Source organism: Streptomyces sp. NPDC001828, from assembly GCF_042892175.1.
Classification (GTDB): Bacteria; Actinomycetota; Actinomycetes; order Streptomycetales; family Streptomycetaceae; genus Streptomyces.
On record NZ_JBIATV010000004.1, the window covers coordinates 277,233 to 298,637 of the forward strand.

The window sequence follows — 21,405 nt, forward strand, 5'->3', positions numbered from 1 at the left end:
TCCGCCGACGCCGTGAACATGCGACCGGGGGTCGGGCGTTGCGGCGCCGGTCCACGCTGATCGGGATCGGAAGCAGGTACTGCGATGATGATCGGGTGAATCAGGACCCGACCGCACCGGCACCCGTCATCCTCGGTATCGACGACCTCCGACCGCTCCCCAGGGCCACCCGGATCGCCCGTACCAGCCGCGAAGGCATTCGGCTCTTGCATGAGCACCGCGACTGTTTTGTCGATGAACTCTGGCTCGACCACGATCTCGGCGGCGACGACAGCATCCTGCCCGTGGTGACCCTCATGGAAGAAGCCGCCTTCAACGGGCGGCCGTTCCGCATAGGCACGGTCTTCGTTCACAGCGCCAACCCGATCGGCGCCGAGACCGTTGTCCGCTCGCTCACCCGCTGGAACTACCGGGTCCGGCGGGCAACGGCCTGAATCCGGCAGCCCAGCCGCGCCCGGGCCCTGCCTTCGGGCCTGCCGATGGCTGGGCCACTGGGTGGCCCCGGGGCGCTGACAGGGGGCTTGGCGCGAGAGGGGCTCAGAAGCTGTTAACCCGCGGCCATGTCGGGGCCGGGGAGGAGCGTCTCGTCCAGGTGGTAGCCGAGCTCCCGCAGGCCACGGGCGATCGCCACGGCCCGGCGGTGGAGTTCGGCGAGCTCCTGAGGCTGCTCCGTCTTTTCGGCCGGGCCCGCCGCCGGGTCGGGTGGGGGCGGGGTGGCGTCCTGCACCGCGTCCCACGCCGCCCGCGCGATGCTCTCCGCCATCCGGTCGTCGAATCGGCCGCCGTCCTCCGAGCTTTCTGAGCTTCCGTCCGCGGTCCGTCGGCCGCCTGCCTCCGTCGACTCGTCCGGCCGCGCGGACGTCCGCGTGCGGCTCAGGTACTCCTCGATCGCGAGGCGGGCCTCCTGGACGTCGGTCGATTCATCCGTACTGCGTTCCGGTTCTGGCGTCATGGGACGCAAAGTATCGGCGACCCCCGCTGGGCGGCGCGCGCCACGCGCGGGGAGCCGCCCGCCCAGGCGGAGGCTGTGCCGGTGTCCAAAGTCGCTCCGCGCCTTTGGCGCCGGGCTCGGTCGGAGGCGCCGGCACTGCCACTTGCGGGTGCGGCACGTCGTCCCCGTGGCTCCCTCCGACACGGCAGCGCCGAGTCGGGAACACTCCGCTGGGCCGGCTCGTTGACCCCAAGCCCGTTGCCGCGAACGCCCGCTGCCGCGAACGCCCGCTGCTGCGAACGCTCGCTGCTGCGAACCGTGAACCCAGAACGTGCCTTCCGTGAACCGAGGGAGTGCCTTGCCCGACACCACGCCCACCGTCACCACGCCCCCCGTCACCACGTCCCTTCTCCCGTCGCTCGCGACCCAGGCCGAGCGCCTGATCGAGCTCGGGGTGCACGAGCTGGCGCGGATCCCCGCCGAGGAACTGCGCGCCTTCGCCGAGAACGCCGACCGTGGGGAGGGCGACGTCCTGCTCGCCGTCCACCCGGACCGCGCCCCCGCCTCAGCCCTCGCGCCGCTGCTACGCCGCGACGGCAAGCCCGGGTTCGTCGTCGTCGACATGCCCGACGTCGACGGGTTCGCCCCCTGTGACGTGGAGCTGCCGGACGCCCCGCTCTACCTCCTCGCGGACCTCAACCGCGGCGATCGCATGGCCAATTGGAGCCCCGAGGAGGCGCTGCCCGCCCTCACCGAGGAGGGCCGCACCCCGCTGCTGCTCACCGAAGGCCTCCACTGGGTGCTCCAGCGGCCGGAGGTCCTGGAGCGCAACCGCTGCTTCATGACCATCGGGTCCCGGCTGCGCAAGGCAAATGGCGCCCTGGACGCCCGGACCCCGGCGATCTGGATCAGCAATGGCACGGGGCGGGACGGTCGCGAGCGACGCGGGGCCCCGAAGGTCGGCTGGTGCTGGTGGGGCAACCGCCATACCTGGCTGGGCTTCGCCTCCGCCAGAGGCCGCAGCAGCTAGGAGCCGACAGGCGCGCTGCCGGGGCGCTTCACGGCATGGCCGACCAGGACCGTGTCGATGCTGGTCACGGACAGGGGCGCGAGGTCCTGGGTGATGAAGCGGCGCAGGGCTTCGAGATCGCGCAGCCATACGGCGGCACTCCACATCGAGCCGTTCCTCAACCCACCAGGGAGGCAAGTGATCGTGAGCGTTCAAGCTACGAACACCTTTCACACCGAGCCCGGCCGGGCCGGCGAACTCATCTCCACCCTGCGGCAGGTTCTGCCCGAGACGCTCAAGCACGGGTGTGAGGAGATCCGGCTGTGGCGGGACCAGGACGACGAGGACAGGGTCGTCGCCGTCACCCGCTGGGCCACCCGTGCCGACTACGAGACGTACCTCGGGTGGCGGGACGGCAAGGGCGACACCGCGATGTTCCGGGAGATGCTGACCGAGGACATGGAAGTCCACTACTACGACGAGGTGTTCGCCGTGGGGGAGGGAAGCGGGGGCGAGTGAAGGCTGTACGCCCACGCCTGTCCCCTTGCCGTGGGGCGGGCGCCCGCCCCACGGCAAGGGGACACCGGACCTGACACACCGGCCCGGAGCCGCCCCGCTGCCTAGCGCACGGTGACGGTGAAGACCGCGGAGGCCGTGCTGCCGCTCACGACGCGCAGCTCGTTCTTGCCCTTGAGGCCCAGCTTGACGCCGAGCGAGTAGGAACCGCTGCGGGAGATGGGCGCGGAGGCGGGCAGCGTGACCCACTTGCCGTTCTGCTTCTGCTGGAGCGTCACGCTGCTGCCGGCCTTGAGGCCGGTGGTGTTGCCGGTCACGCGGAACAGCTGCCAGGCGCCGACCGACGTGGCCGACGGCTTGGCGGTGATGTCGGCCTTGACGGCCGCGGCCTGCCGCACGGCCGGAGTGGAAGCGGTGGGAGTGGCGGCCATCGCGGTGCCGGCCAGGGCGACACAGGCCGCGCTGAGGGCGCCGACGGTGGCGATGCGAAGGGAGTGCCGCTTGGTGACGATCATGGTTGTATCCCTCTCGACATGGAGCATCCGGTTATGCGCCGATAGCGAGCTAAGTGCTCTTGGCGCGGTCTCACCAGGAATGACGGTCCGTTCCCCGTATGCGTTGTCGGCGCTCTGTCACTGTCTCGTAACAGCGAACGGCTCGGACACGGATGTGGCGTGGTGAAGCGGGAGGGGCCGCAGGCGGCGAACGAGCCGGCCGAGCCTGCCCCGATTACGGGAAAGCAGGGCGCGGGCACATGGATGCCGACCGAGGGGGCAGGAGGTGCACACCTTGCTTTCCACCAAAGGCGGCACCGTGACCCTGTCCGTGAACACCGCTGCAGCAACTGCTTCGCCCCTCGGCAGAACCGCCGAGGGCCAGGACGAACTGCCGTGGATCGAGGACGCCTCCGCCGTTGCCCCCAAGGACGCCCGCGTGCTGTCCAGGCTCTTCCTGGACCGGCTCCAGGTCCTTGAGGAGGGCACCCGTGAATACCAGTACGCCCGCAACACGTTGATCGAGATGAACCTGTCTCTCGTGCGGTTCGCCGCCGGCCGCTTCCGCAACCGGGGCAGCGGTGAGATGGAGGACGTGGTGCAGGTCGGTACGGTCGGCCTGATCAAGGCGATCGACCGCTTCGACCTGTCGCGTGAGGTCGAGTTCACCTCGTTCGCGATTCCCTACATCGTGGGGGAGATCAAGCGGTTCTTCCGCGACACGACCTGGTCCGTGCACGTGCCGCGCCGTCTCCAGGAGCTTCGCTCGGAGATAGCCAAGGCCAAGGAGCACCTCGCCCTGAAGCTGGACCGTGACCCCACGGCGAAGGAACTCGCCGAGCACCTGGGCCGGGACGAGGAAGAGATCATCGACGGGATCGTCGCGGCCAACGGGTACACGGCCGGCTCCCTCGACATGTCCGCCGACACCCAGGAAGCCGGGCAGACGGCGAGCGGCAAGGCCCGGACGCTGTCGGACTTCATCGGTGCCGAGGACCCCGGTATGGAACGGGTCGAGGACCTGAACTCCCTGGGCCCGCTCATGGACGGACTCACGGACCGCGAACGGCACATCGTGAGCATGCGGTTCGGCCAAGAGCTGACACAGGCTCAGATCGGAACCGAGCTCGGCGTCTCGCAGATGCAGGTCTCCCGGCTGCTCGCCAAGATACTGGCGAAGCTCCGCACGGGCCTGGTCGACGAGCCCGCCACCGCATAGACCCGGCAGCACTCTCGCGCTGTCCGCCCGTACGCAAGGGGCGGTCAGCGCGTCGTCACGCCCAGCCGGAGCCGGGCCTGGCACAAGCGGCCTCCGCCTCTACGGCTTCAGGGCGCCCCGGTCCGCGACGACGGAAGCCGAGCCCTCGGCCCCCAGGAAGTCGCCCTGCCGCTCGGCGTGGCCGCACGCGTTGTCGGCGCCGACGGTCGGGATGCGCATGCGCCGCAGCAGGTCGCGTCGGGTGCGCAGGGCACGGGTGCTGTGCCAGGTGATGCCGGGGTGGCGGGACCGCAGGTGGGAGAGCGCGCGGGTGTCGAGCCCGGCGCGGTGGAGGTCCTCTTCGATGTCGATGCCCGTGATCGTGCCTTCTGCGCACAGCCCGCAGGTGCGGTAGTGGATCTGGCCGACCACCCTGCGAATGTGCACCAGGAGCAGGCGCTCCTCACCGGGCCCGGGGGCGCCCGGCACATGGGTGGAGAGGAACTCGATGTCGCGGTAGGCGAAGAGCCTGCGGCGCAGTCGCCTGCCCAGCCCCCTCCGCCGCCGGTGCCTCCCCGTGTGAGGGGAGGTCTCCGCCTCGGGGGCGGGACGGTGGGGGACGCTCGAAGGACGTGCGTGTAGTCCGGACATGGATCCCGGGTACCCAGCGGGCGGAGACTGACTCCGGGACTGCCCGCCCCCGAGGGCGCGTACGCGAGATCCGGCCGCAGGGTGCGAGAGAGGCTCGGCCGGACCGGCCGCTCACCGCGACGGTCGCCCCGAGGGGGCGACGGCGCCGGACCGGCCCTCGACCCGGGCCACGAGTCCCTCGCGGGGCAGCCGGGCCGGCGGCACGTCGTGGTCGCACAGCCGCCCCACCGCAAGCCCCCGCTGCGCGCACGTGTCGAGGATGTGGGGGAGGGCGCCCAGAGCGGAGCGCCAGGCGTCCGGGGCCGATGTGCAGTCGGAGTCGTGGAGGAGGATCGTGCCGCCGCCCGCCAGATCGCGGGTCACGGTGCGGTGGACGGACGCCGGGGTGGCCCGGGCCCTCCAGTCCTCGCCCCAGCAGGTCCACAGCACCGGCGTGAGGCCGAGCCGGTGGCACGCCAGATGCGCCGCGCCCGACATGACTCCGTACGGCGGCCGGAAGAGCGTGGGCTGTTGGCCGGTGATCGCCGTGACCGTGTCGCGGGCGCGGGCCAAGTCGTCGTACGTGCCGCGCGGGCCGCGCAGGATCAGCGGGCGGTGCAGCCGCCCGTGGATGCCGATCTCATGGCCCGCGCCGGCGATTTCGCGGACCAGCCCGGGCGAGCGCTGGGCCTGGGTGCCGAGCAGGAAGAAGGTGGCACGGGTCTGGCGCTCCTCAAGTAGCTTCAGGAACAAGGGAGTTGAGCGAGGGTCGGGGCCGTCGTCGAAGGTCAGGGCCACATGGTCCGGGCGGCCTCGGCCCGCTAGTCGGGGCAGTGCCCGGTTGCGCAGCGGCCCGTACGTCGAGATGGCCGGGGCCGCGTGGACCACGGCGAGTGCGGGCAGGACGGCCAGGGCGGCCGTGCGGAAGGCGCGCGCCGCGATCACGAGTGGTGGCCTTCCGCGTGGGGTCCCTGGTGCCGGGCGAAATCGTCCAGGTCGAGACCGTGGCCGATGGCGCGGGCCAGCCCCGGTTCTCCGTACGACGTGGCGACCGCCGTGCCGACGGCACACGCCCAGACCGTGCACGCGGCCAAGGCGGTGGCGGCGAGCCGGCGTGACGCGCGGCGGCGGTGAACGACGGGGCGTGCGGGCAGTGGGCGGAGCCCCGACCGGTGCACGCGGGCTATCTCCGCTGCCGGGCCCTCGTCCGCCGGCCTGGCGAACAGGGCGAGGCCCGCCGCTCGCCGTTCGGGTCCGAGCGGCCCGTCGATCAGGTCGTTCAGTGCGGCCTTGAGGTCGGCGGGGTCCTCTATCCACACCGCCGCACCCGCCTCGGCCAGGGCCGCGGCATTGGTGAGGCCGTGGCCCGGTATGCAGCGGTAGCTCGCGACGGGCAGGCCCGCGGCGAACGCCTCGAGAGAGGTGAGCCCGCCCGCGTTCTGGACGAGGACATCGGCGGCGTGCATCAGGCCGGGCATGTCGTCCACCCAGCCGTAGACGTGCTCGATACCGTCGGCCCGCAGCTGGGCGGCGAGGGTCTCGTTGCGTCCGCAGACGACGACCGGTACGGCGGCGCCGCAGTCGCGTACCTCCCGCGCCACCTGCCGCACCGGGCCCACGCCCCAGGATCCCGCGACCAGCAGGGCGAGCGGGCTGTGGGGCGGGAGCCCCAACCGGGCCCGCGCGCGCAGGCGTTCACGACGGTCGCACGGCCAAAAGCGCGGGTCGGCGACGGGGCCGCTCACCCTCACGTCCAGGGCTCCGGCGGCCCGGGCCTGGGATGCGGGCACGGCGTGGGCGGCGAGGTGCACGTCCACGCCGTCCGCCACCCACAGCGGATGCACCGAGAAGTCGGTCAGGTAGGTGAGGACCGGGACGGCCAGCCGCCCGGACCGGCGCAGATTGCCGAGCACACGGCTGGCCCCGGGATAGGTGGACACGACCGCACCCGTGCCCGGCGCGAGCGCGTTGAGCAGACGGCTCTCGGCCGTGCGCAGCAGTGCGCGCGCCACCGGGCCGCCCCCTCCGGCGCGCTCGGTACCGGCGTAGATCCGCTGGTAGGCCCACGGCGCCCGGACGAGCAGGCGGTGGTACCCCTCTTGGACGGCCCGGCCGAAGCGGGCGGGCAGGAGGTCCAGGAGGTCGTGGCGGTCGACGGTGAAGCCGTCGGCGGTGAGGCGGTGTGCCAGCTCGGCGGCCGCGCCGTCGTGCCCCGCGCCGATGCTCGCGGAGACGATCGCGATCCGGCCTGCGGGGGCCGCCTCGCCGCGCGGGCGCGGTGGCGGGCCGGCGGGCGCGGGCCGGGGAAGGGTGCGTCCGGCTTGGGGCATGGGTGGTCCTCCGCCCATCGGGAGAGCGCGGAAACTCTACAAGATGTAGTAGCTCGCAGGTCGAAGCCCGGAGCATACCTCCTACAACTAGTAGGAGGTGCTCGGGGTAGCCTGTCGGCGCGATCGGAGACGCGTGATCGGACCTGAGTGGCGAGGGGTGGCAGGAGGCGGATGGTGGTGGACGGCCCGAAGGGTGAAGAGGCTGCCGGTCCCGGCAGGCGGGCGCGCGGCGCGCTGGAGAGCGATGTGCTGGCCGCGCTGTGGGCCGCCGACGGTCCGCTGACGGCCCGTCAGGTCATGGAGCGGCTGCCGGGAGACCTGGCCTACACGACCGTCCTCACCATCCTGTCCCGCCTCCACGACAAGGCCCTGCTCGTGCGGCACCGGGAGGGCCGGGGATACGCCTACGCGCCCGTCCGGGACGAGGCGTCGCACACCGCCCGGCGCATGCGGTCCGTCCTTGAGGAGGGCTCCGACCGTGAGGCGGTGCTGGCCCGCTTCGTGTCCGAACTCTCCTCGCAGGACGAGGAGTTGCTGCAACAGCTGCTGGCCGGCCACGAGGCCCGGGACGCTCGGGACGCGCGGGGCGAGCACTTCGACGGCGGCCGGTGAGCCGGTGCTGATCAGCGTCTACGTGCCGCTCGTCGTCACGACCGTCCTCGCCGTGCTCGCGCCGCGCATGGCACGCCTGCTCACCCCACGCCCCGCGGCCTGGGCCCTGGCCTGCGCGGCGCTCGTCACGGCGGTCGGCTGGGCGGGCTCGCTCGCCCTGCTGGCCTTCACCGGCATCGCGCAGATCCCCCAAGTCGCGGCCGAGGGCCACTGGTCGGCCGCCGCGCTGCGCGCCCAGGATCCGGTGTACGTCACGGTCGCGGCAGCCGGCGCGGTCGTCCTGGCCGCCGGCGTCGGCAACTTGAGCGTGGCCGCATTCCGGCAAATCCGCCAGATCGTACGAGTCCGTAAGGAGTGCGCCGAACTGCCCGGCGACACCGAGCTGACCGTGCTCGACGACGACGCCCCGCTGGCGTTCGCGCTGCCCGGCGCGCCCGGTCGGATCGTGGTGTCCCGGGGCATGCTGCGCCGGCTCGGCAACGACGAACGCGCGGCGCTCCTGGCGCACGAGCGGGCCCATCTGCGCGCCAGGCACTACCTCTTCCTGGGCCTTTGGCAGCTCACCGCCGCGCTCAACCCCCTGTTGCGCCCCCTGGCCAAGGCCGGCGCCTTCGCCCTGGAGCGCTGGGCCGACGAGGAGGCCGCGGCCCGCGTCGGCGACCGTGCGGTGGTGGCCCGCGCCGTCGGGCGTGCCGCCCTCGCGGCCGCCGGCGCGCCGAGCCCGGGGCTTCTCGCCGCCACCGGTGGCGAAGTGCCCCAGCGGGTACGGGCCTTGCTGGCACCGCCTCCCGCTCGCCGAAGGCTGCCCTTCGCGGTCGGCGCCCTCCTGCTCGCGGTGTGCTGTGCGAGCCTCGCCAACGCGGCATCGGACAGCGATGAACTCGTCGACAGCGCGAAGCGGGTGCGGTGCGTCGAACTCCTCGGGGCGACTGCCGTGCAGCCCGGGGGTGTTCCGCGAGCCGAGCCCGCCTTCCACTGCCGTCCGCACCACAGGGACGAGCACCGCTCCTAGCGGCAGCCGGACCGGCTAGGGCCGGCCGGCCCGGTCCGTGCCGTCGGTCTGCTGGGTGGCGGGTCCGGGCCAGGTCCGACGGATCTGGTCGTCGCTCAGTGCCGAGGTGTGCGCGGCGGGGGCCTGTTGCAGGCCGAAGCCGAGCAGCAGGACTTCGGCGTAGCGACGCCAGGCGGCGGGGTCGATGTCCTGGGTGCGGTCGGCGACGGCGCCGATCATGTACAGGAAGGCGTACACGTCGGCGGCGGCGAAGTCCTCGCGGACCTTGCCCGCCGCGACCGCCTCCCGTACCAGGCCGTCCACCCGGCGGCCGAGTTCGTCCCGCATGCGGGCGATCGGCTCCGCGTCGGTGCCGGCGTTGGCGAGGATGGTCTCCAACGCCCGGTCCTCGGCCCGCCATTGGGCCGCGTCCAGCATGTACTGGCGCAGGGCCCGTCCCGGCTCCGCCTGTTCCTCGGCCACCGCCGCGAGGTGCAGGAACGTGGTGAAGCGCTCCGTGAACAGGGCGTCGATCAGGGCCTGCGGATCCGGGAAGCGGCGATACACCGTGCCGACTCCGACGCCGGCCTCGCGCGCGATCTCGTTGAGGGTGACGGCCGACCCTCGCCGCGCGATCAGGCGCTCTGCCGTCCGCATGATCAGTTGGCGGTTTCGTTCGGCGTCCGCTCGTAGCGGGCGCTGGGGCTCCCGGGTCACACCGCGACATTCTCCACCACGGCGGGCCGACGCGACCGCCCGGCCAGGAGCAGGACGCCCGTCACGCAGCTCCACAGCAGCCACGAGTAGACACCGCCGCGCTCGAACACCCCGGCCGTGCCCGCCGAGACACCCACGAACGCCTCGCTGAGGAGGCCCAACGCGCCGACCGCGATGCTGAACACGCGGTACGCCCACGGGAGACCGAGGGAGGGCAGGGATCCCGCGATGATCGCCAGCGTGTTGGCGCACAGGATGCCGACCGCGGCCGCACCTCCGTGGATGGCCAGGCCGACGCTCACGCCGCCCCGCGACCCGTGGAACAGCCCGACCAGCACCATGCCCACCCCGTGTGCGAGGGCGAGGCCGACGACGACACGCCGGGTGCCACCGGTGACCAGGCGGGCGAGCAGTACGACGCCGATCGCGAAGAGGATTCCCTCGGCCATGAAGGACGCGTTCATCAGCGCATGGTCCGGCGAGCAGATGTCGCGGCCCTGGAACCGCGTGCCGCAGTCGGGCACGCCGAGGTCGCTGACGTAGTTGGAGGCGTAGCTGTAGGGGGGATCGGTCCAGGCCGCCGCGGTGACTCCTTCGCTGACCACCCACTGCACGGCGTTCACCACGAGGACGACGGCTCCCAGCGGAAGCCAGACTCTGCGCGACATGGGCGCTCCATTCCGGTCGTCAGGGGGTCCGTCCCGGACATCGGAACTGTAGCACTAAGTGGATAGATCAATCCGCTTATGGTGCTCCGCCGATGAGGGCCTCCTGGCGGGCCCGCCCGCACGGTCCACGGCAGGGGTGCCGCGAGTTTCCGGGGCCGGCGGAGCGACGGCTCCGCCTCGGTACTGCGGCGCGTTGAACTACGCCGTCGGCAACATGCTGGTGGCCGTCAACGTGGCGTTGCGCGACGGAGCGGCGGCGGTGGCCGACCCGTTCAGCGGCGAGACCTTCTTCGCCGACGGGAGGGTCGCCCGAGTGCGGCGGGCCGGAGCCGACGACGCACCCCTGACGCCCTCGCCCGCCAGGCGGCTGGTGGACGTCAACCTGGACCCGTCGTTCCCAAGTGCCCTCGGATTCCGGGGAGTTGACCTGTTGGCGCACCCCGAGTTCACCGCACGCCTCCGCCCCCGGGTCGTGTCTGCCGCGGGCTGCGTCGTCACCGGGGTCGACGGTGCCCCGCTCGGCTAAGCGGGGCGCGGACTCGTCGCCGCCGCCGATGAGGAGACCCACGCGCTGCTGATGTCGATGGCGCGCGCCCGAAGGTGAGACCGCGCCCCGGCCGCTCTCCCCGGTCGCCGAGCCCTGGCGCCCCTGTCAGTGCGTCAGCCAGCGCTGATCCGGCAGGAAGCGTACGTCGTACTGCTCCGGGACCGTGGCGAACTTCTCGCGTTCCGGGACGACGGGCTCCGGCGGGAGGCCGTGCCGGGTGGTCGGGGCGCCGAGGCTCTCGAAGAACCGCTCGAACGTGCCGCTCGGGCCCGCCGCGACACCGACGACCTGGCTGTGGTGGCGCTCCATGCGGTACGCGTGGGCGCAGTTCTGCGGCACGAAGCCGAAGTCGCCCGGAGTGAGCAGCTTCTCCTGCTGGTTGCCCTCGGTGTCCTCGACGAACAGCCGGACCGCGCCCTGCGTGACGTAGAAGACCTCGTGCGTGTCGGGGTGCAGATGAGCCGGGATCAGATCGCCCTTGGGGCCTTCCACGGTGAAGAAGTTGAACGCGTTCCCGGTCTGCTCCCCGCCGGCGTAGACGGTGATCAGATCGCCGAACAGATGGGCCCGGTCGCCCTCGCCCTTCTCGATGAAGTACGGCTTGGTCGGATCGGCGGGTATCCGCGAGGCGGTGCGGTAGCGGGTGGCGTACTCGATGGTCATGCGGTCTCCTCGATCGACTGCCAGGGCGAATGTCAGGCAGCCTGACATTACAATGGTCCGCAGGCAAGTGGCGCCCCGTCGCACCGCGCCGTCCCTACCGCAGAAGCCGTGAGGATCAGATGCAGTCCACCCGCCGCAGCCTCCCTCAGCTGTTCACCGACGCCCGGCGCTGGTTCGAGGAAGGTCTGCTCGCCGCCATGGAAGCGGCGGGTGCCACGCCGGTCTCGCCGACCCAGGCCCAGCTCTTCGCCGTACTGGACGACGGCGGCACGACCGTCTCCGAACTGGCGCGGCGCATGGGAGTCACCCGCCAGACCGCGCACCAGGCCGTGCACGGTCTGGTCGATGCCGGGCTGCTCGCCCAGGTCCCCGATCCGGGCTCGGCCCGTCGGCGGCTGATCCGCCGCACCCCCGACGGCGAGCGCGCGCACGGCCGGGCAACCGAGATCCTCGAACGGCTGGAGGGGCACCTCGCCGCACGGATCGGCAAGGACGCGGCCGACGCGCTGCGCTCCGCGCTCGAAGCGAACTGGGGCGACCCGCCCGCTCCCTCTCGCTGAGCCGCCCCGCGCCGCGCACAGGGGGACTACGTCGCGTCACCGTGCATGGAACACACTGTGGTGGCTACTCGAAGAGCCACGCTCCGATGCATGAAAAGAGAAACAGGCACGTGCCTCCCCCGTCCCGCTCAGCCGCCGACAGCCGTCTTCGCGTCACCCCCATAGCCAGGCGGCTGCGTACCGCACTGCGCGACACAGCCGTGGCCGTCTGGAACGACAACGTGTCCGACTGGGCCGCGTCGCTGACCTATTACGCGCTGCTGGCCCTCGTGCCCGCGCTCCTGGTCGCGGTCTCGGCGATCGGTCTGGCCGCCCCGCAGGCCACCGACCGGCTCATCGACGACCTCACCTCCTACGCGCCCGCCCAATCGGCGAGCGCGCTGCGGGACGCGCTCCGGCAGATGACCGCGACCCAGTCCACGGTGTGGGTCCTGGTGGCGACCGGCGCGGTGAGCGCACTGTGGTCGGCCTCCAGCTACCTCGCGGTGTTCCGGCGGGCACTGCACGCGATGCACCAGATGCCCGACACCCGGCCCACCCTGCGCCGGGCCCACACCATCGTCGCCACCGCACTCCTGCTCCTCGCCCTGCTCCTGACCGGCTCGGCCGTCATCGTGATCTCGGGCCCGGTCGCCCGTCGGGCCGCCTCGCTGGTGGGAGCGCACGGGAACGGGGCGTGGGGAGCGCTGCGCTGGCCCGTACTGCTGGGTGTCGTGGCGGTCCTGGTGTTCATGCTCTTCCGTACCGGCCCCGCCGAGGCGCGCGGCGTCCGCCGAGGCCTGCCCGGGGGAGTGCTCGCCGTCGTCCTCTGGTACGCGGCGTCAGCGCTCTTCACCCTGTACGCGGGCCACATCGCGTCGTACACCCGGCTGTACGGTTCCCTGGCCGGCGTGGTGGTGTTCCTCGTCTGGCTCTGGTTCAGCAACCTCGCCCTCCTGGTGGGTGCCCAGTTCAACGCCACCCTGAGTCGTCTGCCGTCGGCGCGCCAGGACCGTCAAGGATCTCCTCGCTCGTTTGAGTGAAGAGAGGCATGGATGCAAAATGTGGGGGTAATCGGGCCGCGTTGACGGGCGCGTAAGGTCGTCAGCGGCATCTGACTTCGATGGCGGGAGGAGCAGTCATGGCGCTCATCGGCGCAACGGCAACGGCAACGGCAACGGCAACGGACACGCGGGCGTGCGAGTTGGGTGAGTTGCCTGTGGTGGTCGACGCCTCCCGCCTCGCGCCGAAGGACGCCCGCGAGATGTCCCGGCTGTTCTTCGACCGCCTTGCGGTGCTGGAGGAGGGGACGCCGGAGTACCAGTACGCGCGGAACACGCTGATCGAGATGAACATGTCTCTGGTCCGCTTCGCGGCCGGCCGGTTCCGTAGCCGGGGTGCGCAGGAGATGGAGGACATCGTCCAGGTCGGCATGATCGGTCTGATCAAGGCGATCGACCGGTTCGACCTGTCCCGCGAGGCCGAGTTCACCTCGATCGCCGTTCCCTACATCACGGGCGAGATCAAGCGGTTCTTCCGCGACACCACCTGGGCGGTGCACGTTCCGCGCCGGCTGCAGGAAGCCCGCGTCCAGCTCGCGCGCGCCACGGAGGAACTGCACAGCCGGCTCGGCCGCACTCCGACGGTGAAGGAACTGTCGGACCTGATGAGCCTGCCCGAGGAGGAGGTCCGCGAGGCCCGCCTCGCCTCCAACGGTTACAACTCCGCCTCCCTGGACGCCACCATCGGCGGCAGCGAATCCGGCGAGTCGGCCCTGCAGGACTTCCTCGGCGTCGAGGACCAGGCACTGGAGCTGGTGGAGGACTTCCACTCCTTGGCCCCGCTGATCGCCGCACTCGACGAACGGGACCGGCAGATCATCCACCTGCGGTTCGTGGAAGAACTCACCCAGGGGCAGATCGGCGACCGTCTCGGGATCTCGCAGATGCAGGTGTCCCGGCTGCTGTCACGCACGCTCGCGCGGCTGCGCGAGGGCATGCTCGCCCAGCACTGAAACGCCAGGCAGGGGAAGCTCGACCCGGACCTCGGGCGGCGGACGGAGCCGCGCGGACAGTACGCCGGAGCCCCGAACGGACAGACGGCGCAAGCTAGTTGACGGCTTCGCCGAGGCGGAGGTGGGCGACGACCTGTTTGCCGTTGTCCAGGGCGACGGTACGCAGCCGGTCGCACAGCCGGGTCACCAGGATGAGACCGTGCCCGCCGATGCGCAGCGGATTGGGCGCGCGCGGTTCGGGCGGCTCGGGACAGCTGTCACGCACCGTGATGCGCAGCTCGGCGGCGTCCGGCAGCACCTCCAGGGAGAGGTGGCCCGGGCCGGGCGCGTGGCGCAGCGCGTTGGTCACCAGCTCACTGACGACGAGCTGGGCGTCCTGGACCGGCCGGTCGTCGGGACGGTGCCCGGCCCGGGTCAGCAGCGTGCGTACGGCATCACGGGCGTCGGCGATCGACAGCTCTGTCGTGTCCCAGGTGGCGCTGTAACGCAAGGGCGCCGTGGCGTCCCCTGCGCCCGATGCGCGATTCCTCAGTGGGGTGACCATAGAGCTCCTCTTATGGGTCGGTCCTCGGTGTTCCGGCACGGGACTCTGTCACTGGGTGTCGTCCCTCGCGGTGGTTCGCTTACCCGCTGTCGTCCCATCCATGAGGCCCAGGTGCTAGCTGATCGGAGCGGGGCCGGTGTCGGCGATGGTGAAGTAATCGCGCATGCCCGTGACGGCGAGCAGGCGGATGACGGCCGGCTGCAGCGGGCCGACCAGAATCAGGTCGCGGCCATCGGCTTCGTGGCGCCGCCTGGCGTTGAGCAGCGCACCCAGCAGCATGCTGTCACCGAAGGTGACTTGGGTCAGGTCCACCGCCGTGGTGGGCAGCGCCGCGCGGTCGGCCGCGTCCCAGGCCGCCTGGAACGCCTCCGCGTCGTCGTAGTCCATCTCGCCGCGCACGGTGATCACGCAGACCTGCCCATGCTGCGCGACGTGCACTTTCTTCTCGAAGGCCGCATGCATGGTGCCATCCTCACATCGGGGCCAGACATCGGATCGAACCCCTCTCGCCAGCCAGTTTCTGCTCTGGGGTGCCCGAGAATCGGCGGCATATTCCTCCTCGGGCCGATCTGACATCCAGTAAGCGCTTTCCGGCCTTGGTTTTGATCATGCCAGGTGCGGGGTGAAGTGGGCAGTTGAGAGCCCGCCGACCAGGGCGCACCCCGGCCTGGCCTCGCGGTGCGCATCTCCGCGCCCCACGGAGACCGACATGCGTGTGGGCTCCCCGCCGTTCTGATCGGGCGGGGAGCCCACACGTGATGCGTTTGGCGACCGGCGGCTACCAGCGGTACCAGCGGCCGCTTCCTCCCTTGGGGCGGGCGACGAAGCCGACCAGCCAGACGACCAGCACGATGATCGCGATCCACCACAGGGCCTTCAGTGCGAAGCCCGCACCGAAGAGGATCAGAGCGAGCAGAAGAACGAGAAGCAGGGGAACCATAGTTATCAACCTCCGAGCCACCGAATGCCCCAGCGCGATGGGCCCACACAACTTCGATGCGCCTGTTTGCGAAATTCTTGGCCGGGAACTGTCTTTCCCCTAGTCCGGGGGGCCGGAAGGCCAAGCCGGCCGGATCGGCGGAAAATGGATCGGGCTGTTGCCGGTTTGGGTCGCGGGATCGGGGACATCCGCCTTATCGAGCGGAATCCCCCCAGTGGTTCAAGGGAGTTGAGTGTTGTGGCAGGCGACGAGAAGGCCAAGTCCAAGGTCGAGCAGGCCAAGGGAAAGGTCAAGGAGAAGGCCGGAAGCGCGGTCGGCAACGAGCGCCTGGAGGCCGAAGGCCGTGGCGAGCAGGTAAAGGGCGACGCCCGTGGCGCCAAGGAAAAGGTCAAGGACGTTCTCAAGGACTGAGGACTGACGGACACCGCTCCGAAAAACATGCCTGTGGCCGGGTCAGCGTCAATTGACGCGGACCCGGCCACAGGCATGTCCGAGGAGTTCCGCAACTTGCCCGACGACAAAGCGGATTGGGTAATCCGGCCGCTGTCATGAGCCGGAGCTTGGCCTGTGCTGGGCTGCGGGGTAGATGTAGTGGACTTGTTGCCATGGAAGGCCTCGGAGGGGTGGAGAACATGATCGGTCTGGTACTGGTCGGCGTCCTGGTGCTCGTCGTCGGCGGGTGTGCGTGTGTCGTCTGGGCGGAGCGTGGCGGGCCCCGATGGGCCCGGGGGGTGGCGGCGGTGACGCTCGCCGCGGGCCAACTGGTGCGCGACTCGCGGAAGAACCGGCGCCGGGGCTGGAAGGGGACCTCGGGCGAGGAATAGGCGCGGTCCCGCTTCGGGCGGGGGGACCCGTCCGCCCGCTTCGGTCCTCGCCGCCCGGTCTCGGCGCCCCCGGGCCCTCGTGCGCGGGGCCACCACCGAGACGCTGGTTTGGATTCATGGTCTAGAGTTGACTTAATAATCTAGATGGTGGATGCGGCGGAGGAGGTCTTGTGCCACGCAGGACGGACGGTGGTGCGGAGGGGCGCGAGCGCGAGGACGTCATCTCCTCGGACGCTTCAGACGCTGCGGATGCCGCGGTCTCCACGGACGAGGACGAGCACCTCATCCGTGAGGCCGAGGGGATCGCGGTCGCGCTGGGGCGGATGTTCCCGGGCCTGTGCGAGGTGGTCCTGCACGACCTGCGGGATCCCCAGCATGCGATCAGGGTGATCGAGAACAACCTCTCGGGCCGCGAGGTCGGCGACTCCGCCACGGAGCTGGGGCTGGCCCGCATCGAGGACCCCGAGTACCCGAGCGTGATCCAGAACTATCCCAACCGGTTCCCCGACGGCCGCCCGGCCAAGAGCACGTCCATCGGGATCAAGAACGCCGCCGGCCGCTACATCGCCGCCCTCTGCCTGAACCTCGACGTCTCGGTGCTGTCACCGGTGACGCTCGCGTTGTCGAACCTCGTGGCCACGGACACCGAGTACCGCGAGCAGCCCCTGGAGACCCTGCGGGACCGCAACGCGCGGGCCTTGCGGCGAGCGGTTGAGGAGCTGGCCGCGGAGCGTGGCGCGACGCCCCGTTCGCTGGGGCGGCAGGACAAGAGGGCGCTGGTGCGGCAGCTGCACCAGGACGGCTATTTCGACTCGCGGGACGCCGCACAGGCCATCGCGGATTTGCTCGGCGTGTCCCGGGCGACCGTCTACAACTACACCAAGTGAGGGGCACTCCGTGACCGCCGCAGGACCGACCGCCGACCCGGCGCCCGCTCCGTCGGGCCCCGGCCCTGGCCGGGCAGTGGCGGCGCGCCCTCTGCTGCACCTCACCGAGGAGCAGACCGCCGCGCACGTCGACGAGGAGCTGGCCCTCGAAGCGGCCCGCGCCGCCTTCGCCGCGACGGTGGGCGGCACCGTCCTGCCCGGTCTCGCGGTGCACGGGTCCGACCCGCGCAACCGGTTCACGCTCAAGCCCTCCGCATCCGCGACCCACGCCGGGGTGAAGGACACCGCCGAGCGCGGCGAGCGGACGGCTGCCGCCTTGGCGGCCCGGGGGTACAACTCCCGTGGCGCGGGCGCCGAAGAGGCCTGCTCCCGGGCCGATGTCGTCGTCACCGTCACGACCGCCCGGGTCGACACTCCGCCCCTGTTCGATGCCGCGTGGATCCGTCCCGGTACGCACGTCTCCTGCATGGGTGCCGATGCCCCCGGCAAGCGGGAACTCCCGCCCGAACTGTTCGCCCGCGCCCGCGTCTTCTGCGACCTCCCCGAACAGGCCCGCCGCATGGGCGAGAGCCAGCACGCTCCCGCCGGTACGGTCCTCACTCCGCTCGGCGAGGTCCTCATCCGCCGCGTCTCGGGGCGCAGGGACGACAGCGACATCACGGTCTTCGACAGCTCCGGAATCGGAGTCCAGGACCTGTACTTGGGCCTCGCCCTCCTGAAGAAGATGGACATCTCCCTGTGACCTCTGTGCACACCCCGCCGCACGCCGGCCGCTCCGACGCCGCCCGGACGCTGGCCGATCCCGACACCCCGTTCGCCGTCGTCGACGCCCACAGGATGCGGCGCAACATCGAACGGCTGGCAACCAGAGCCGACCGCCTCGCAGTTGCGCTGCGTCCCCATGTGAAGACGGCCAAGAGCCTCGGCGTCGCGGCCTCCCTGCACCACGGGACGCCCGGCCCCATCACCGTCTCCACCCTCGCCGAGGCCGAGGCGTTCGCCGACGGCGGCTACACCGACATCACCTACGCCGTCGGCATCGACCCCCACAAACTCCCGCGCGTTCTCGCTCTGTCGGGCCGCGGAGTCACCCTGCGCCTCCTGCTGGACAGCGCCGAGCAGGCGCAGTCCGTCGCCCAGGCCTCCCGGCAGGCAGGCCTCCCCGTCCCCACCCAGATCGAGGTCGACTGCGACGGTCACCGCGGCGGCCTCAAGCCCGGTGCGGCCGAGCTCGTCGAGGTCGGCCGCATCCTGCACGACGCGGGCTGCCTGGACGGAGTGCTGACCCACGCGGGCGAGTCGTACTTCGCCTACACCGCCGAGGAACAGCGCCTGGCGGCGAAGAACGAGCGCGATGCCGCTGTCGGCGCGGCGGAGCGGCTGCGCGCGGCCGGCCTGCCCGTGGCCACCGTCAGCGTGGGTTCCACTCCCACAGCGCATGCGGCCGACGACCTCACCGGCGTCACCGAACTGCGCGCGGGCAACTACGTCTTCTTCGACCTGGTGATGGCCGGCCTCGGAGTCTGCCGCGTGGATGACCTCGCGCTGTCGGTCGTCGTCACCGTCATCGGACACCGTCCGGAGTACGGCTGGCTCGTCACCGACGGCGGCTGGATGGCGATGTCCCGCGACCGGGGCACCTCGGCCCAGGCACAAGACCAGGGCTACGGCCTGGTCGCCGACATCGAAGGCAACCTCATCCCGGACCTGGTCATGACGGCCGCCAGCCAGGAGCACGGCACGCTCACCACCCGCGACGGCGCCCGTCTGCCCGACCTGCCCATCGGCACGCGGCTGCGCGTCCTGCCCAACCACGCGTGCGCCACCGCCGCCCAGCACCACGGCTACCACGTCATCGACAGCGCCCGGACCCCGGACAGCGCGCCGGAGATCGAGGACTTCTGGACGCGCGTGTCCGGTTGGTGAACCACGTGCGCCCGCCCGTACGCCGTCGGCCGGCGGCGTACGGGCGGGCGCACGTGCCACGACGAGTCGGCGTCGAGACGACCCCCACGTCGACCGGTGCGGTGCCGTGCCCGAACCGGGGCTCCCGCGTCCAGCCGCGTGTCCCGCCCGGTCCGTGGGTGGGACCGGGGCGGCGCCATGGGACGTACACTCCAAGCATGGGTCGCACATGCGCGGTGAGAGAGTGCCTGAGTGGCGCCCCGCGCGCGCTGTGTCCCACCGCGCCGCGCATCCGTTGTCGCGCGCTGCACGGTTTTGGCTAGCTTGAGTCGGCCGTTCTCCCACGGATCCGATGTCCGTCCTCTTTTCCGCACGCAGAGCGCTCTGGGTCTTCCGCGCCCTCGCTTCCGTGCGAGTTCTTCGGTTCGCGTGCCTTCCGCGGTCGCTCACACCACTGAGCCGTCCGTCGCGCACCTCCCGCACGCCCCCGCACCATTCCCGCGGCTCCTCGGCGCGTGTCGTCCCCGTTGTCGGTGACGGCCGCACGTCCGACCGGCCCGCACCACCGAGAGGACCTCCATGAAGTTGAGCGAGTTGCTGGCCGGGTACGACCACGAGGTGCTGCTGGGGGACCCCCAGACGCAGATCACCGCGGGAACGTGCTTCGACGCGCACCGCGTCTCGCCGGGGGCTCTGTTCATCGCGGTGCCGGGCCACCGCGAAGGCGGCCCCGAAGCGGTCGGGCCCGCCCTGGCGCGCGGCGCCGTCGCCGTGCTCGTCGACAGTGCGACGCCCGACCTCCCGGCCTCGGTGTGGGCGGAGGCCGCCGTGTGTGTCGTGCGGGTGCCCGACGCGCGGACGGCGGCGGCGTTCGTCACCTCCCGCTACTACGGCGAGCCTGGCCGGGACATGGACATGGTGGCCGTCACCGGCACCAACGGGAAGACCTCCGTCTCCTACATGGTGGAATCCGTGCTGCGGCTCGCCGAAGGCGCGCGGGTGGGCGTGATCGGCACGGCCGGAAACCGGATCGGCGACGCGCTGATCCCCATGCCGCGTTCGGTGCTGACCACACCGGAATCGCCGGACTTCCAGTACCTGCTGGGGCAGATGCGCGACCGCGAGGTGAGCACCGTGGTCCTGGAAGCCACCTCGATGGGCCTGCTGCACCACCGCGTGGACCACGCCTTCATCGACGTCGGCATCTTCACGAACCTCACCCAGGACCACCTCGACGACCACGGCACGATGGAGAACTACCGGGACGCGAAGCTGCGCCTGTTCCAGGGGCTGTGCCGCCGGGCGGTGGTCAACGCCGACGACCCGGTGGGTGCCGGGATCGGGGCGATGATGCCGGGCGAGGTCACCACGTACGCCCTCGACGCCGAGGCGGACTTCCGGGCGACCGAGCTGAGCATGGACGCCTTCGGCACCCGCTTCACGCTGCACCACGGCGGACGCAAGTACCCGGCGGCGATCCCCGTCCCCGGACGGTTCTCGGTGGCCAACGCCCTCGCCACCGTGGCGGCCTGCCACCTCCTGGGGCACGACCTCGCCGGGCTGATCGCGGCACTGGAGCGGATGCCCCCGGTACCGGGACGTTTCGAGCGCTTCCAGACTCCCCGTGGCACGTCCGTGATCGTGGACTACGCCCACTCGCCCGACTCCCTGGACAAGGTGCTCACCGCCATCCGGGAATTCGCCACCCACCAGGTGATCACCGTCTTCGGCTGCGGCGGCGACCGCGACACCACCAAGCGTTCGCAGATGGGCGAGATCGCCGGTACCCACTCCGATCTGGTCGTCCTGACCTCGGACAACCCTCGCAACGAGGACCCCGCGGCGATCCTGGACCAGATCACGCCCGGCCTGGTGGCGAGCGGCACTCGCTTCGAGCGGTACGCCGACCGCGGCGAGGCCATCGCCTTCGCCCTGTCCGTCGCGGAGCCGGACGACATCGTCCTGATCGCGGGCAAGGGAAGCGAGCCGTACCAGATCGTCGGCGAAGAGCTGCTGCCGTTCAGCGACATGGCGACGGTACGCGAACTCGCCTCCGCACAGGCGTAGTTGTCCGCCGATCCGGACCCTGGGTGGCCGGGTCCGGGTCCGTCGCGCGACGTGGGGTGCTGCCGCCGGCAGCGCCTTCGCGCGCGCGAGGTCCCCGTACCGCCGGTATCTCCCGGACCGGTGGACCGAGTTGGCGGGGCCCGGCGCCTCACCCGTCCCGCCCCCCGCGCGGCGGCGCTGGCGGCGCCGGCACCCAGGGCATGACGATGATCACCTTCGTTGTCGACGACTTGGCAGGTGGCGTGATCACGTAGGACTGTTTGCCATGCTCGTCCTCATGAATATGCCGACCGCTGCCGCGCGGCAGTACCACAGGGCCCATCCCCAAAGGCCGGAGCGCACCTCTCCGCGCGCCGACCAGGCCCACCCCACACGCGAG

Annotated in this window: 27 protein-coding genes and 1 pseudogene; 16 read left to right on the forward strand and 12 right to left on the reverse strand. The window is 71.4% G+C overall.

Features of this window, described 5'->3' with window-relative positions:
• Positions 1-95 precede the first annotated feature (95 nt).
• On the forward strand, positions 96-434 hold the full coding sequence (locus ACFYZA_RS15470; protein WP_388490724.1) for a cyclic-phosphate processing receiver domain-containing protein: 339 nt from the start codon (positions 96-98) through the stop codon (positions 432-434).
• A gap of 113 nt (positions 435-547) precedes the next feature.
• On the opposite strand, the gene ACFYZA_RS15475 is transcribed toward ACFYZA_RS15470, so the two are convergent.
• Positions 548-952 (reverse strand): hypothetical protein, encoded by a 405-nt coding sequence (locus ACFYZA_RS15475; RefSeq protein WP_388490726.1) that lies wholly within the window; start codon positions 950-952, stop codon positions 548-550.
• A 337-nt stretch (positions 953-1,289) separates the two neighbouring features.
• Between ACFYZA_RS15475 and ACFYZA_RS15480 the strand changes: the two genes are divergently transcribed.
• A complete protein-coding gene (locus ACFYZA_RS15480) occupies positions 1,290-1,961 on the forward strand; it encodes a DUF5701 family protein (RefSeq protein WP_388490729.1) in 672 nt (223 codons plus the stop codon).
• Here ACFYZA_RS15480 and ACFYZA_RS15485 read toward each other — a convergent pair.
• Positions 1,958-2,107 (reverse strand): hypothetical protein, encoded by a 150-nt coding sequence (locus tag ACFYZA_RS15485; protein WP_388490731.1) that lies wholly within the window; start codon positions 2,105-2,107, stop codon positions 1,958-1,960. The two genes, ACFYZA_RS15480 and ACFYZA_RS15485, sit on opposite strands and share 4 nt — an antisense overlap.
• 37 nt (positions 2,108-2,144) lie before the next feature.
• Between ACFYZA_RS15485 and ACFYZA_RS15490 the strand changes: the two genes are divergently transcribed.
• Positions 2,145-2,459 (forward strand): putative quinol monooxygenase, encoded by a 315-nt coding sequence (locus ACFYZA_RS15490; RefSeq protein ID WP_388490733.1) that lies wholly within the window; start codon positions 2,145-2,147, stop codon positions 2,457-2,459.
• 101 nt (positions 2,460-2,560) lie between these two features.
• On the opposite strand, the gene ACFYZA_RS15495 is transcribed toward ACFYZA_RS15490, so the two are convergent.
• On the reverse strand, positions 2,561-2,971 hold the full coding sequence (locus tag ACFYZA_RS15495) for a hypothetical protein (protein ID WP_388490736.1): 411 nt from the start codon (positions 2,969-2,971) through the stop codon (positions 2,561-2,563).
• Between the two features lie 304 nt (positions 2,972-3,275).
• Here ACFYZA_RS15495 and ACFYZA_RS15500 point away from each other — a divergent pair, with 304 nt between their 5' ends.
• Entirely contained in the window at positions 3,276-4,169 is an 894-nt protein-coding gene (locus tag ACFYZA_RS15500; protein ID WP_382585677.1) for a SigB/SigF/SigG family RNA polymerase sigma factor, read from the forward strand.
• 99 nt (positions 4,170-4,268) lie between these two features.
• Here the strand turns inward: ACFYZA_RS15500 and ACFYZA_RS15505 are convergent, their stop codons facing one another.
• The 3 genes from ACFYZA_RS15505 to ACFYZA_RS15515 all read right to left on the reverse strand — a co-directional run bounded on the left by ACFYZA_RS15505 (position 4,269) and on the right by ACFYZA_RS15515 (position 7,108).
• Positions 4,269-4,799, reverse strand: coding sequence for a hypothetical protein (locus ACFYZA_RS15505; protein WP_388490738.1), 531 nt, complete (start codon positions 4,797-4,799; stop codon positions 4,269-4,271).
• A 111-nt stretch (positions 4,800-4,910) separates the two neighbouring features.
• Positions 4,911-5,723 (reverse strand): polysaccharide deacetylase family protein, encoded by an 813-nt coding sequence (locus ACFYZA_RS15510; RefSeq protein ID WP_388490741.1) that lies wholly within the window; start codon positions 5,721-5,723, stop codon positions 4,911-4,913.
• Positions 5,720-7,108 carry a glycosyltransferase gene (locus ACFYZA_RS15515; RefSeq protein WP_388490743.1) on the reverse strand — a complete coding sequence of 463 codons (1,389 nt, stop codon included), beginning with the start codon at positions 7,106-7,108 and terminating at the stop codon, positions 5,720-5,722. Before ACFYZA_RS15515 ends, ACFYZA_RS15510 begins: the two co-directional genes overlap by 4 nt.
• A 171-nt stretch (positions 7,109-7,279) precedes the next feature.
• Between ACFYZA_RS15515 and ACFYZA_RS15520 the strand changes: the two genes are divergently transcribed.
• Together ACFYZA_RS15520 and ACFYZA_RS15525 are read left to right on the forward strand one after the other, a co-directional pair.
• Entirely contained in the window at positions 7,280-7,720 is a 441-nt protein-coding gene (locus ACFYZA_RS15520; RefSeq protein WP_382585118.1) for a BlaI/MecI/CopY family transcriptional regulator, read from the forward strand.
• Positions 7,721-7,724: 4 nt separating this feature from the next.
• Positions 7,725-8,732 carry a M56 family metallopeptidase gene (locus ACFYZA_RS15525; RefSeq protein WP_388490745.1) on the forward strand — a complete coding sequence of 336 codons (1,008 nt, stop codon included), beginning with the start codon at positions 7,725-7,727 and terminating at the stop codon, positions 8,730-8,732.
• A 15-nt stretch (positions 8,733-8,747) separates the two neighbouring features.
• Here ACFYZA_RS15525 and ACFYZA_RS15530 read toward each other — a convergent pair whose 3' ends face one another.
• Positions 8,748-9,428, reverse strand: a complete 681-nt coding sequence (locus ACFYZA_RS15530) for a TetR/AcrR family transcriptional regulator (RefSeq protein ID WP_388490747.1) — start codon at positions 9,426-9,428, stop codon at positions 8,748-8,750.
• Positions 9,425-10,096 carry a DUF998 domain-containing protein gene (locus ACFYZA_RS15535; RefSeq protein ID WP_388490750.1) on the reverse strand — a complete coding sequence of 224 codons (672 nt, stop codon included), beginning with the start codon at positions 10,094-10,096 and terminating at the stop codon, positions 9,425-9,427. Before ACFYZA_RS15535 ends, ACFYZA_RS15530 begins: the two co-directional genes overlap by 4 nt.
• Before the next feature lie 184 nt (positions 10,097-10,280).
• Here ACFYZA_RS15535 and ACFYZA_RS15540 point away from each other — a divergent pair.
• A pseudogene (locus tag ACFYZA_RS15540) lies at positions 10,281-10,700 on the forward strand (phosphatase); the annotation flags it as partial.
• A gap of 48 nt (positions 10,701-10,748) precedes the next feature.
• Here the strand turns inward: ACFYZA_RS15540 and ACFYZA_RS15545 are convergent.
• Positions 10,749-11,306: a quercetin 2,3-dioxygenase gene (locus ACFYZA_RS15545; protein ID WP_388490753.1), complete on the reverse strand. Its 558-nt coding sequence runs from the start codon at positions 11,304-11,306 to the stop codon at positions 10,749-10,751.
• A gap of 119 nt (positions 11,307-11,425) precedes the next feature.
• On the opposite strand from ACFYZA_RS15545, the gene ACFYZA_RS15550 reads away from it, so the two are divergent.
• The 3 genes from ACFYZA_RS15550 (at position 11,426) to ACFYZA_RS15560 (ending at position 13,859) form a co-directional block, all read left to right on the forward strand.
• The gene (locus ACFYZA_RS15550; RefSeq protein WP_388490755.1) at positions 11,426-11,866 is read left to right on the forward strand and encodes a MarR family winged helix-turn-helix transcriptional regulator; all 441 of its coding nucleotides are present in this window, start codon (positions 11,426-11,428) and stop codon (positions 11,864-11,866) included.
• 110 nt (positions 11,867-11,976) lie between these two features.
• Positions 11,977-12,888, forward strand: coding sequence for a YihY/virulence factor BrkB family protein (locus tag ACFYZA_RS15555; protein ID WP_382585139.1), 912 nt, complete (start codon positions 11,977-11,979; stop codon positions 12,886-12,888).
• Between the two features lie 98 nt (positions 12,889-12,986).
• Positions 12,987-13,859, forward strand: coding sequence for an RNA polymerase sigma factor SigF (locus tag ACFYZA_RS15560; RefSeq protein WP_388490759.1), 873 nt, complete (start codon positions 12,987-12,989; stop codon positions 13,857-13,859).
• A 94-nt stretch (positions 13,860-13,953) separates the two neighbouring features.
• Here the strand turns inward: ACFYZA_RS15560 and ACFYZA_RS15565 are convergent, their stop codons facing one another.
• The 3 genes from ACFYZA_RS15565 to ACFYZA_RS15575 all read right to left on the reverse strand — a co-directional run bounded on the left by ACFYZA_RS15565 (position 13,954) and on the right by ACFYZA_RS15575 (position 15,343).
• A complete protein-coding gene (locus tag ACFYZA_RS15565; RefSeq protein WP_388490762.1) occupies positions 13,954-14,349 on the reverse strand; it encodes an ATP-binding protein in 396 nt (131 codons plus the stop codon).
• A gap of 168 nt (positions 14,350-14,517) precedes the next feature.
• Complete coding sequence (locus ACFYZA_RS15570; RefSeq protein WP_382585148.1) at positions 14,518-14,865, reverse strand: STAS domain-containing protein; 348 nt, start codon at positions 14,863-14,865, stop codon at positions 14,518-14,520.
• A gap of 316 nt (positions 14,866-15,181) precedes the next feature.
• Positions 15,182-15,343: a hydrophobic protein gene (locus ACFYZA_RS15575; RefSeq protein ID WP_100575597.1), complete on the reverse strand. Its 162-nt coding sequence runs from the start codon at positions 15,341-15,343 to the stop codon at positions 15,182-15,184.
• Between the two features lie 237 nt (positions 15,344-15,580).
• Between ACFYZA_RS15575 and ACFYZA_RS15580 the strand changes: the two genes are divergently transcribed.
• The 6 genes from ACFYZA_RS15580 to ACFYZA_RS15605 all read left to right on the forward strand — a co-directional run bounded on the left by ACFYZA_RS15580 (position 15,581) and on the right by ACFYZA_RS15605 (position 21,026).
• Complete coding sequence (locus ACFYZA_RS15580) at positions 15,581-15,754, forward strand: CsbD family protein (protein ID WP_167151788.1); 174 nt, start codon at positions 15,581-15,583, stop codon at positions 15,752-15,754.
• A 194-nt stretch (positions 15,755-15,948) separates the two neighbouring features.
• The gene (locus tag ACFYZA_RS15585) at positions 15,949-16,167 is read left to right on the forward strand and encodes a hypothetical protein (protein ID WP_388490765.1); all 219 of its coding nucleotides are present in this window, start codon (positions 15,949-15,951) and stop codon (positions 16,165-16,167) included.
• A 221-nt stretch (positions 16,168-16,388) separates the two neighbouring features.
• The gene (locus ACFYZA_RS15590; protein WP_388491017.1) at positions 16,389-17,054 is read left to right on the forward strand and encodes a transcriptional regulator; all 666 of its coding nucleotides are present in this window, start codon (positions 16,389-16,391) and stop codon (positions 17,052-17,054) included.
• A gap of 10 nt (positions 17,055-17,064) precedes the next feature.
• Positions 17,065-17,796: an ornithine cyclodeaminase family protein gene (locus ACFYZA_RS15595; RefSeq protein WP_388490767.1), complete on the forward strand. Its 732-nt coding sequence runs from the start codon at positions 17,065-17,067 to the stop codon at positions 17,794-17,796.
• Positions 17,793-18,980, forward strand: a complete 1,188-nt coding sequence (locus ACFYZA_RS15600; protein WP_388490768.1) for a DSD1 family PLP-dependent enzyme — start codon at positions 17,793-17,795, stop codon at positions 18,978-18,980. Before ACFYZA_RS15595 ends, ACFYZA_RS15600 begins: the two co-directional genes overlap by 4 nt.
• A 558-nt stretch (positions 18,981-19,538) precedes the next feature.
• Positions 19,539-21,026 carry a UDP-N-acetylmuramoyl-L-alanyl-D-glutamate--2,6-diaminopimelate ligase gene (locus ACFYZA_RS15605; protein WP_382585157.1) on the forward strand — a complete coding sequence of 496 codons (1,488 nt, stop codon included), beginning with the start codon at positions 19,539-19,541 and terminating at the stop codon, positions 21,024-21,026.
• The last annotated feature ends 379 nt before the right edge of the window (positions 21,027-21,405 follow it).

What these genes read in the sequence shown, in the direction of transcription:
- ACFYZA_RS15485 (WP_388490731.1), bottom strand. Translation starts at nt 2,107, where the DNA reads ATGTGGAGTGCCGCCGTATGGCTGCGCGATCTCGAAGCCCTGCGCCGC.
- ACFYZA_RS15550 (WP_388490755.1), top strand. Translation starts at nt 11,426, where the DNA reads ATGCAGTCCACCCGCCGCAGCCTCCCTCAGCTGTTCACCGACGCCCGG.
- ACFYZA_RS15575 (WP_100575597.1), bottom strand. Translation starts at nt 15,343, where the DNA reads ATGGTTCCCCTGCTTCTCGTTCTTCTGCTCGCTCTGATCCTCTTCGGT.
- ACFYZA_RS15570 (WP_382585148.1), bottom strand. Translation starts at nt 14,865, where the DNA reads ATGCATGCGGCCTTCGAGAAGAAAGTGCACGTCGCGCAGCATGGGCAG.
- ACFYZA_RS15605 (WP_382585157.1), top strand. Translation starts at nt 19,539, where the DNA reads ATGAAGTTGAGCGAGTTGCTGGCCGGGTACGACCACGAGGTGCTGCTG.
- ACFYZA_RS15505 (WP_388490738.1), bottom strand. Translation starts at nt 4,799, where the DNA reads ATGTCCGGACTACACGCACGTCCTTCGAGCGTCCCCCACCGTCCCGCC.
- ACFYZA_RS15475 (WP_388490726.1), bottom strand. Translation starts at nt 952, where the DNA reads ATGACGCCAGAACCGGAACGCAGTACGGATGAATCGACCGACGTCCAG.
- ACFYZA_RS15515 (WP_388490743.1), bottom strand. Translation starts at nt 7,108, where the DNA reads ATGCCCCAAGCCGGACGCACCCTTCCCCGGCCCGCGCCCGCCGGCCCG.
- ACFYZA_RS15535 (WP_388490750.1), bottom strand. Translation starts at nt 10,096, where the DNA reads ATGTCGCGCAGAGTCTGGCTTCCGCTGGGAGCCGTCGTCCTCGTGGTG.
- ACFYZA_RS15585 (WP_388490765.1), top strand. Translation starts at nt 15,949, where the DNA reads ATGGAAGGCCTCGGAGGGGTGGAGAACATGATCGGTCTGGTACTGGTC.
- ACFYZA_RS15495 (WP_388490736.1), bottom strand. Translation starts at nt 2,971, where the DNA reads ATGATCGTCACCAAGCGGCACTCCCTTCGCATCGCCACCGTCGGCGCC.
- ACFYZA_RS15545 (WP_388490753.1), bottom strand. Translation starts at nt 11,306, where the DNA reads ATGACCATCGAGTACGCCACCCGCTACCGCACCGCCTCGCGGATACCC.
- ACFYZA_RS15520 (WP_382585118.1), top strand. Translation starts at nt 7,280, where the DNA reads ATGGTGGTGGACGGCCCGAAGGGTGAAGAGGCTGCCGGTCCCGGCAGG.
- ACFYZA_RS15560 (WP_388490759.1), top strand. Translation starts at nt 12,987, where the DNA reads ATGGCGCTCATCGGCGCAACGGCAACGGCAACGGCAACGGCAACGGAC.